This is a genomic window from Streptomyces sp. CC224B (assembly GCF_030010595.1).
Lineage (GTDB): Bacteria > Actinomycetota > Actinomycetes > Streptomycetales > Streptomycetaceae > Streptomyces > Streptomyces longispororuber.
On record NZ_JASCXL010000191.1, the window covers coordinates 1 to 9,820 of the forward strand.

Sequence of the window (9,820 nt, forward strand, 5' to 3'; positions counted from 1 at the left end):
GGGGGGGGGCCGGGGGGGCGCGGCGCCGCCCGCCGGGGGGGGGGGCGCGGCGCCCCCCGCGGGGCGGGGGCCCCCCCCACCCCTCTCAGATCCCCCGCGGATACGGGAACGACTGGAAGTCGGCGTCGAGCCTGCGCGGCCCGCGCGGCAGCCAGGCCGCGGCGAACCGGACGACCGTCTCCCGGGGCAGCGGCGGATTCGGCGTCTGTGTCGAGGGCTTGGCCACCGACTGCAACGCCCACGCGTACGCGTTGAGCGGGGCGAACGCCGCCCAGCGCGGTCGATCGACGCCCAGCAGCATCATCGCGCGCATATAGGCGTGCCAGGTGTGGTAGCCGACCGGGGCACCGCCGGGCGGCGAGTCCATCGTGTGCACCGGCGAGCGGACGTCCTCGCGGCGCGGGTCGTAGAGCACGCCCTGCCCGAAGTAGGCGAAGGCGGCGACCAGTCGCGGATCGTAGGGACGGTAGAGGCTGTCGAAGACCTCCAGCTGCACGCCCGAGACCACCCGCAGGGGGCCCTCGATAGGCGCCATGAAGGCTTGGAAGTTGCCCGGGTACGCGGGTGACCTGCTCATCTCCTGCCACACGGTGCGGAAGCCGCTCTCGATGCTGCCGCCGACGTGCGCGCCGATGGCCCGGTAGGCGGCGAGCAGTTCGGGCGACGCCTTGTACAGGGCGGCCTCGTCGAGCTGGTACCAGACCTCGTTGGCCCGGCGGTCGCCCAGCATGCCGGGCACGGGCGGCAGGTCCGGTGCCCTCTCCGTGCCGGCGCCGGTGGCGGCCCGCGCCGGGACGACACCCGTGGTCACCAGGCCGGCCAGGGCCGCGGCGCCGACGGAGGCGCGGAGCAGGTCTCTGCGGCCGAGAGGCCGGTCGAGTGAGGGGGCGAGCGGTCGGTCGAGTGGATTCGGCATGGAAGGTCCCCCGCTTCTGTGCGTGTGCGCCCGCGTGGGCCGGACGGGTCGTCGCCCACAGCCCGCCACCGTAGGGCGCCGCGCGTCCTGGGCACCTGGGCCGGGTGTCCTGGCCCTGTCCCGGCCGCGGGCACCACGCCTCGCCGCAGCACGGCCCGCGGTGCTACGGCCCGTGGTGTCAGGAGCGGGCGCGGAGCCCGCGGTCCTGGGTGGCAGTCGTGCCGCGCGTGCCGGCGCAGAGGATCCGCAGCCCCAGGGAGGTCGCCGAGTGCAGGACGTACTTGCCGTCGCGGCGGCTGGTCACGAGGCCGCCGTTCCGCAGCACGTCGAGCTGGTGGCTGGCGCTCGACAGGGCCAGTCCCACCGCCGTGGCGATCTCGGAGGTGGTCCGGCCGTCGCTGCGCCTGACCACCTCCGCCAGTACCGCCGCCCGGGACCGGCCCAGCAGCCGGGCCGTGCCGCCCTCGGTCGCGTGCGTGAGGACCAGCGGGCTTCTGGTCGCGGGGAAGACCAGCACCGGCGGCTGCTCCGCGTCGGCCGGGGCGGTCGGGCGGCGCCAGCAGAAGTACGAGGGGACGAGGAGCAGACCGCGCCCCTGGAGGTGCAGGTCGCGGTCGACGGGATAGTCGACTTCGAGGACAGGGCTGTTCCAGCGGGCGAACGGGCGCAGTCCCTCCAGCAGGGCACGGACGCCGCCGTCCAGCAAGGCCCGGGTTCTGCGGCCGGCGTCGTCCCGGACGACCGCGCGGACCTCGGCCCAGTGCGGTTCCAGCAGGGTCCTGAAGTAGGCGGCGAGTGCGTCGGCCAGCAAGGTGAGTTGGGCACCGTCGCCCGGTCTGCCCAGAGCCGTGGCCCAGCCGGGGAGCGGGTGGGACTCGGCCAGGCGGCCCAGGTCGCGGGTCAGGTGGGAGCGCGGGGTGGCGCGTAGGAGGTCGAGTTCCTCGGGCAGGGCGGCTCCGGTCACCGGTGGGGTGAGGAAGTCCGGGATGTAGCCGTAGCTCGGGACCAGTGTCGCCAGGTGCCGAAGGGAGTGGCGCAGTGGCGCGTCACCCCGGACCCGGTGCCGGGCCGAGCGACGCCAGTGACCGAAGGTGAGCGGCCCCTGCCCGGTCTGCAAGCGGCACAGGCTGCAGACGATCTCCCACAGCGGATCGGGCTCCCGCGCCAGCCGGATGTTCTGCAGGTCGTCGGTGGTGAAGTGAACGCGCAGCATGCCCCCTCCTTCGAAGCCGCGAGGGCTGGGCAACCGCCAGGGAAGACGAACCCCGGCTCCGAGCGGTTGACTCCTCGGCCGGGCGCCCCCGGCACCGCGCGGGCCCTGACGGGCGTCCGGGCCCTGGGCCTCCCGGCCGCCGCCGCTCCGCGTCCGGGAAGAGCGGTGCCGATATGCCGGTACCGCGAGGGGACCAGGCGCGGTGGCCCCCGGGCCGTGTCAGGGGCGTGGGGCAGTGAAGTCGATCCGGGCGGCCGGCAGGACGCGGATGCTGCGGCCGGGAAAGCTGAGGTGCCGGTAGACGGCGGTGTGGTGGGCGACGGCCTGTTCGGAGGCGACGAACCCGTCGACGGCCGGGCGGGCGGAGGTGGTGTGCCCGTCGGCCACCAGCAGCACGTCGTATCCGCGGCTGAGCGCTTGGCGCGCGGTGGTGTCCACGCAGAACTCGGTGGCGAAGCCGGTGACAACCACCTCCGTCACACCGAGGGTACGCAGGAAGGGGTCGAGGTCACTGTCGAGGAAGGCGTCGGCCGAGCCTTTGCGGATGGTCGTCTCACCCTCCAGCGGGGCCAGTTCGGGCACGATGGCCCACCCTTCGGTGTCGGGCTCCAGGCCGGCGCCCTCGTGCTGGACCGCGATGACGGGAACGCCCGCGGCGCGGGCCCGCCGCTCGAGCGAGGCGATGGTGGCGACGGTCTCCCGCGGCCGGTGGGAGAGGGCCACGACGGCGTTCTGCATGTCGATGACGAGTAACGCAGGCACATGAGACATGACGGCACCGTAGCGCCGCGGGCCGGCGCCGGGGCCCCTCAGGCGAACGGCCCGGGGCCGGTGGGCGGGCGGAGGCGACGGGTACGCGTGGTGCGGCGGCGCGCGGCGCGCTGGCGGCCGAGCGGGTCCGGGAACTCCCGGCCGGTGGCGCGGTGCCGCGCGAGCGGTGGACGGCCATCGCCCCCGGCCGCGGCCACGCCGCGGCGCCGACAGCGGTGCGGCCCACACCACGCGCGCGGACAGCGGACAGCGGACAGCGGACAAGGGAGGCGGCCCGTCGCGTCGGCGTCGGCGTCGACGTCGGCCGGGGCGCTCGGCGTACGCCCCCGCCCGGCGATCAGGACGAGCAGCGTCGCCGTACTAGTCCTCCGCCGCCGCGTCCTTCAGGGCGTCCAGCACCGGGGCGATCAGCGGGTGCGCCTCCGCCCCGCACCGCACGGCGGCGAACACCCGCCGGGTGGGGGCGGCCCCGTCCACCGGCCGGATCGCCACGTCCGCCACGTCCATGCCGCGCAGCGCGGACCGGGGGACGAGGGCCACCCCCGCCCCCGCCGAGGCGAGGGCCACGACCGCGCGGAAGTCGTCCGACGTGTGCTCGGGGACCGGCTGGAAACCGGCCTGCTCGCAGGCGAGGACGACCACGTCGTGGCAGGGGTTGCCGGGAAACGGGCCGATCCACGCGTCCTTGGCGAGGTCGGCGAGCGGCACCCGGTCGCTGCCGGCGAGCCGGTGCGCCACCGGCAGCACCGCGTCGAACGGCTCGGCGTACAGCGGCACCCGCGTCAGCCGCGGGTCGTCCGCGCCGGGCGCGCCCCGGTACTCCACGGCGACCGCCACGTCCACCTGCCGGTCGAGCACCATCGGCAGGCTGGCGTCGCCCTCGGCGTCCTGGACGCGCAGCCGGATGCCGGGCGAGGACTCGGCGAGCCGCGTCAGGGCGGGCGCGACGACCAGGCCGATGCCGGTCGCGAAGGACGCGAGGGTGACCGTCCCGGCCGCGCCCGAGCTGTACGCGGCCAGCTCGGCCTCGGCCCGCTCCAACTGGGCCAGCACGGCGTTGGTGTGCGCGAGCAGGATCTCGCCCGCGGCGGTGAGCCGCACACCGCGGGCGGAGCGCTCCACAAGCCGGTGCCCCGTCTCCTGCTCCAGGGCGGTGAGCTGCTGGGACACGGCGGACGGGGTCAGGTAGAGCGCGGCGGCAGCGGCGGTGACGGTGCGGTGGTCGGCCACCGCCCGGAGGATGTGCAGCCGCCGTGCTTCGATCATGCCCGCATTCTCCCACCCGCCCCACGAGCCCGAGCACCCAGGAGAAACCGGCCCGCCCGGACGGAAGCCGACCCGTCCAGGCAGGAATCAGCCCGTCCGGCGTCTGAGGACGAGGCGCGGAGCGCCGATGAACGGGGGCTCAGGGGGCGGAGCCCCCGGGAGGCGCCCCGGGCGGGACCGCTAGGCCCCGGCCGACTCCAGCTCGGCGCGCGCCGCGACGAACGCGTCCACGGCCCGGTTCACGTCCTCCGCGGAGTGCGCCGCGGAGAGCTGTACGCGGATCCGGGCCTGCCCCTGCGGCACCACCGGGTAGGAGAAGCCGATCACGTACACGCCGCGCTCCAGGAGCAGCTCGGCCATGCGTCCGGCCTTCGCCGCGTCGCCGATCATGACGGGGGCGATGGCGTGGTCGCCGGGCAGGACGTCGAAGCCTTCCTTCGCCATCCGGGTGCGGAAGAGCTCCGTGTTCGCCGCGAGGCGTTCGCGCAGGTCACCGGCGGACTCCAGGAGGTCGAGGACCTTGAGGGAGGCCGCCGCGATCACCGGGGCGAGGGTGTTGGAGAACAGGTACGGGCGCGAGCGCTGGCGCAGCAGCGCGACGATCTCGGCGCGCGCGGCGACGTACCCGCCGGAGGCGCCGCCGAGGGCCTTGCCGAGGGTGCCCGTGATGATGTCGACGCGGTCCATGACGCCGTGCAGCTCGGGGGTGCCGCGCCCGCCGGGCCCGACGAAGCCGACGGCGTGCGAGTCGTCGACCATGACCATGGCGTCGTAGCGCTCGGCGAGGTCGCAGATCTCCGCGAGCGGGGCGACGTAGCCGTCCATGGAGAAGACGCCGTCGGTGACGACCAGCTTGCGCCGGGCGCCGCCCTCGGCGGCCTCCTTGAGCTGCTTCTCCAGGTCGGCCATGTCGCGGTTGGCGTAGCGGAAGCGGCGGGCCTTGGAGAGCCGGATGCCGTCGATGATCGAGGCGTGGTTGAGGGCGTCGGAGATCACCGCGTCCTCGGGGCCGAGCAGGGTCTCGAAGACGCCGCCGTTGGCGTCGAAGCAGGAGGAGTACAGGATGGTGTCCTCCTGCCCGAGGAACGCCGAGAGCCGCGCCTCCAGCTCCTTGTGGACCTCCTGGGTGCCGCAGATGAAGCGCACGGACGCCATGCCGTAGCCCCAGCGGTCGAGGGCCTCGTGCGCGGCGGCGACCACCTCGGGGTGGTCGGCGAGGCCGAGGTAGTTGTTCGCGCAGAAGTTGAGGACCTCGCCGGGGCGGCCCCCCGCGGTGACGGCGACCGTCGCGGACTGCGGGGTGCCGATGACGCGCTCGGGCTTGTGCAGCCCGGCGGCGCGGATCTCGTCGAGGGTGGCGGCCAGGTCGTCGCGTACGGAGTCGAACATGCGGGTTCCTTCGGGGGTTCAGCGGGCGGCGGGCGGGCGGCCCGGCCGGGGTCCGGCGGACGGGCGAGCGGGGGCCGGGCGGGCCGGGCGGGCCGAGGGCCGGGCCCGGCTCAGGAGGCGCTCAGGAGGTCCAGTCCAGGATGACCTTGCCGCCGCGGCCGCTCGCCGCGTCGTCGAAGGCCGACTGGAAGTCACGGTGGCTGTAGCGGCCGGTGACGACGGGCGCGAGGTCGAGGCCGCCTTCGAGCAGCACGGACATGGCGTACCACGTCTCGAACATCTCCCGGCCGTAGATGCCCTTGATGGTGATCATCGAGGTGACGATCCGCGCCCAGTCGACGGCGAACTCCTCGGACGGCAGCCCGAGCATGGCGATCTTGCCGCCGTGGGTCATGTTGGCGACCATGTCGCGCATCGCCCGCGGGTTGCCGGACATCTCCAGGCCCACGTCGAAGCCCTCGCGCAGGCCGAGCTCGCGCTGGCCGTCGGCGATGGTCGACTCGGCCACGTTGAGGGCGAGGCTGACGCCGACCTTGCGGGCGAGCGCCAGGCGCTCGTCGCTGACGTCGGTGATCACGACGTTGCGGGCGCCCGCGTGCCGCGCCACGGCGGCGGCCATCAGGCCGATCGGCCCGGCGCCGGTGATCAGCACGTCCTCGCCGACCAGCGGGAAGGACAGGGCCGTGTGCACGGCGTTGCCAAACGGGTCGAAGATCGCGGCGATGTCGAGGTCCACCGGCACCCGGTGCACCCACACGTTGCTCGCGGGGAGCGCGACGTACTCCGCGAACGCGCCGTCGCGGCCCACGCCGAGGCCGACCGTGGCGCGGCACAGGTGGCGCCGCCCGGCCAGGCAGTTGCGGCACTTGCCGCACACCAGGTGGCCCTCGCCGCTCACCAGGTCGCCGGTCCTGACGTCGGCCACGTCGCGGCCGGTCTCGACGACCTCGCCGACGAACTCGTGCCCCACGACCAGCGGAGCCGAGATGGCCTGCTGCGCCCAGCCGTCCCACGCCCTGATGTGCAGGTCGGTGCCGCAGATCCCGGTGCGCAGCACCTTGATCAGGACATCGCCGGGCCCGATGACCGGCTCCGGGACCTCCATCAGGCGGAGCCCGGGCTCCGCCTTCTCCTTGACCAGCGCCTTCACAGCGACGACTCCTGTCGTACGACGTACGGGAGCGGCATGACCCGCCCGTCGCCGGCCACGTCCGCACCAGCAATCTTCCGTACGCCACGGCGCTGGTCCATCGAGGATTTCTTAACCGCCGCCGCAGCTTTCCTTCAGACCCCAGGCGCGCCGGGGCGCACGCCGAGGGATTGCCGCGGCTGTCCGCCGCCGGGCCCGGCGCCCAGGGCGCTCCTGTCCGCCCTCGGAGTACGCGACGAGAGACGGGTCCGGCGGGGCCGCCGTCCCGGGCGGACGTACCGCTGCCGTGCGGCCCCTGGCGTCACAGGGGTGCGGCGAGGTCCCCCTCGGCCTCGCGTCGGTGGATGCGCTCCGTGAGCTCCGCCGCCATCGCCTTGATGGTGTCGAGCCCGGCCCGCCCCCACGGCCGCGGCTGCACGTCCACCACGCACACGGTGCCGAGGGCGATCCCGGTCCGGTCGAGCAGCGGCGCGCCCAGGTAGGACCGGACCCCCATCTCGTCGACGACCGGGTTGCCCGCGAAGCGCGGGTAGTCGCACACGTCCTCCAGGACGAGCGCCCGGCCCCGCACCACCACGTGCGGGCAGTAGCCGTAGTCGCGCGCCAGGTACCGCCCGAGGAGCCCCTCCGCCGCCTCGGACACCTCCCCCGGCTCGTCCTCCAGGAGCGCGGCCGGCGCGCTCTCGGGCAGGTGGAGGCCCGCGAGGAACTGCCCTTCCCCGCCGACGAAGTTGACCATGGCGTACGGGGCGTCCATGACCCGCGCGAGCCGGTCCGCGAACGCGTCGAGCCCGGGCTCGGGCCGCTGCCCGAGGCCCAGCTCGCACAGCCTGCGCGACCGGGTCTGCGCTTGCTTGTCGACCGGGGTCACCAGCAGGCGGCCGGTCGCTTCGTACATCATGCGCGTGCTCCAGGACTCATGTGTGGGCTCCCGACGTGGGCGCGGCGGGGGCGTGGGCGAGCAGGTGGCGGACGAGGGTGAGCAGCGTCTGGATGCCGGAGCTGGAGATCCGCGCGTCGCAGCACACGACCGGCACCTGCGGGTCGAGGTCGATGGCGGTGCGGACCTCCTCGGGTTCGTAGCGGTAGGCACCGTCGAACTCGTTGACGGCGACGATGAAGCCCATGCCCCGCTGTTCGAAGAAGTCGACGGCGGCGAAGCAGTCCTCCAGGCGGCGGGTGTCGGCGAGCACCACCGCGCCGAGCGCCCCTTCGGACAGCTCGTCCCACATGAACCAGAACCGTTCCTGTCCGGGGGTACCGAACAGGTACAGGACGTGCTCCGGGTCGAGCGTGATGCGCCCGAAGTCCATGGCGACGGTCGTCGTGGTCTTGTTCTCCACGCCCGACAGGTCGTCGGTGGCTTCGCTGACCGTGGTGAGCAACTCCTCCGTGCTCAGCGGCGCGATCTCGCTGACCGCGCCCACGAAGGTGGTCTTGCCGACCCCGAACCCGCCCGCGACGAGGATCTTCAGCGCGGTGGGGAAGGGGTCAGAGCTGTCGTCGTAGTCCATCGAGCACTGCCTCCAACAGGGACCGGTCAGTCGGGTTGTGGTAGAAGTCCGGGGCTCTGGTGGTGATGGCCCCGCAGTCGACGAGGTCGGACAGGAGCACCTTGGTGACCGCCACGGGCAGCTTGAGCTGGGCGGCGATCTCCGCCACCGACGTGGGCGCCTCGCACATGCCGAGGGCGAGGGAGTGCTCCGGTCCGAGGTATCCGGCCGGGGTGGTGCCGGTCGTCCGCACCTGGGACATCAGGTCGAGACGGGTGGTCGGTCTGGTGCGCCCGTTGCTGACCGTGTACGGGCGGATGAGGCGCCCGGCGGCGTCGTCGAGCCATGGCCCGTCGTGCGGGGCCGCCACGCTCAGCGCCTCATCGACGCGGGTTCACCGGCGGGCTGGCGCGGCGCTGTGACGAGGTACGGGCGCACGCTCTTGACCAGCATCGCCATCTCGTACCCGAGCACCGCGGCGTCCGCCTCGCGCCCGGCGAGCACGGCAAGACAGGTGCCGGAGCCCGCGGTGGACACGAAGAGCAGCGTGGAGTCCAGCTCCACCACCACCTGGCGCACGTCGCCGCCGTCGCCGAAGCGGACGCCCGCGCTGCGCCCCAGCGAGTAGAGCCCGGAGGCGAGGGCGGCCATGTGGTCGGCGCTGTCCACGTCGAGGCCGTGGACCGACTTCACGAGTCCGTCGCAGGAGAGCAGGACGGCGCTGTGGGTGTGCGGCACACGCTGCACGAGCCCGCTCATCAGCCAGTCGAGATCGGATACCTGGCCGGTCGGCACATCGCTCGCCATGGGGGATCGACTCCTTGAAAGGTACGGGTTCGAGAGCGTCTCGAGGTCTGCGGGCAGACGGGGTGGGGGTAGGGGTGCGGCTCGGCCGCCCGGGGGCCGCGGCTCAGCCGCCCTGGTCGCCGCGTCCGGCGGGCCCGGTCCGCCCGGCGGGCCCGGTCCGGTCCGCGCCGCCGCCCGGGCCGTGCGGTACGCCGACGTCGTGCGGTACGCCGATGTCGCGGTCGGGCAGGTCGTCCCGGGCCTGGGCCGCCTGGGCGAGCCCGATGCCGCGCTGGAAGGCGGCCATCAGGCCGGGGTCGTGCCCGACGAGCTGGTCGTCCGCCACGCGGGGGGCGCGGGCGTCGCGGAGCTGCGGCGCGAGGTGTTCCTGGGCGCGGCGGCGGGGCAGCCGGGGTTTGCCGGCCCGCTCGCGGGCGGTGCCGTTGCGGGGCACGGGCGGGGCCGCGGTGTGCTCGGCGGTGGCGTCCCGGTCCTCGGGCCGGATGCCGGGCAGGGCTTCGGCGGGGGTCGGCCGGTCGCCGCGCGGGTCGCGGACGGGGAGCGGGACGGGCGGGGTGGTGCCGTTCACGCCCCCTTCCCGGTGCGCGGGGGTGTGCGGGGGCTGCCCGGCGGGCCGGTGGGCCGTGGTGCCGTGGTGGTACGCCGGGTGCGGGGCGCCCGGCGAGGGGGTGGCCGCGTGCCGGGCGCGCCCGGAGGGCCGGGCCGCGTCGCGGGTGCCATGGGCGGCGCCGTGCCGCGCGGGGTCCGGGGCGGGGGCGCCGGCACCCGGGACGCCGGCGCCCGGGGTGTCCCGTGGGTCCGGCTCCGGCGCGGGC

10 protein-coding genes and 1 pseudogene are annotated in these 9,820 nt (G+C 74.8%); all 11 read right to left on the reverse strand.

The genetic code is table 11. From position 1 onward, the window contains the following. Positions 1-85: 85 nt before the first annotated feature. Positions 86-916, reverse strand: a complete 831-nt coding sequence (locus QK440_RS39940; protein WP_282798175.1) for a hypothetical protein — start codon at positions 914-916, stop codon at positions 86-88. Between the two features lie 178 nt (positions 917-1,094). Continuing rightward, a complete protein-coding gene (locus tag QK440_RS39945) occupies positions 1,095-2,129 on the reverse strand; it encodes a helix-turn-helix domain-containing protein (RefSeq protein ID WP_282798176.1) in 1,035 nt (344 codons plus the stop codon). Positions 2,130-2,348: 219 nt separating this feature from the next. Beyond that, on the reverse strand, positions 2,349-2,900 hold the full coding sequence (locus QK440_RS39950; RefSeq protein WP_282798177.1) for a cysteine hydrolase family protein: 552 nt from the start codon (positions 2,898-2,900) through the stop codon (positions 2,349-2,351). 360 nt (positions 2,901-3,260) lie between these two features. Next, positions 3,261-4,166: a LysR family transcriptional regulator gene (locus QK440_RS39955; RefSeq protein WP_282798178.1), complete on the reverse strand. Its 906-nt coding sequence runs from the start codon at positions 4,164-4,166 to the stop codon at positions 3,261-3,263. A gap of 180 nt (positions 4,167-4,346) precedes the next feature. Then, positions 4,347-5,555 carry a glycine C-acetyltransferase gene (locus QK440_RS39960; RefSeq protein ID WP_282798179.1) on the reverse strand — a complete coding sequence of 403 codons (1,209 nt, stop codon included), beginning with the start codon at positions 5,553-5,555 and terminating at the stop codon, positions 4,347-4,349. A 121-nt stretch (positions 5,556-5,676) separates the two neighbouring features. Further along, the gene (gene tdh / locus QK440_RS39965; RefSeq protein WP_282798180.1) at positions 5,677-6,705 is read right to left on the reverse strand and encodes an L-threonine 3-dehydrogenase; all 1,029 of its coding nucleotides are present in this window, start codon (positions 6,703-6,705) and stop codon (positions 5,677-5,679) included. A 301-nt stretch (positions 6,706-7,006) separates the two neighbouring features. Next, positions 7,007-7,606 (reverse strand): GAF domain-containing protein, encoded by a 600-nt coding sequence (locus tag QK440_RS39970; protein ID WP_282798181.1) that lies wholly within the window; start codon positions 7,604-7,606, stop codon positions 7,007-7,009. Positions 7,607-7,622: 16 nt separating this feature from the next. Further along, a complete protein-coding gene (locus tag QK440_RS39975; RefSeq protein ID WP_282798182.1) occupies positions 7,623-8,219 on the reverse strand; it encodes an ATP/GTP-binding protein in 597 nt (198 codons plus the stop codon). Further along, positions 8,197-8,568 carry a DUF742 domain-containing protein gene (locus QK440_RS39980; protein ID WP_190139909.1) on the reverse strand — a complete coding sequence of 124 codons (372 nt, stop codon included), beginning with the start codon at positions 8,566-8,568 and terminating at the stop codon, positions 8,197-8,199. The genes QK440_RS39975 and QK440_RS39980 overlap by 23 nt, the downstream gene beginning before the upstream one ends. Before the next feature lie 2 nt (positions 8,569-8,570). Then, entirely contained in the window at positions 8,571-9,005 is a 435-nt protein-coding gene (locus QK440_RS39985) for a roadblock/LC7 domain-containing protein (protein ID WP_282798183.1), read from the reverse strand. A 103-nt stretch (positions 9,006-9,108) separates the two neighbouring features. Continuing rightward, positions 9,109-9,820 (reverse strand): annotated as a pseudogene (locus tag QK440_RS39990) (ATP-binding protein); the annotation flags it as partial.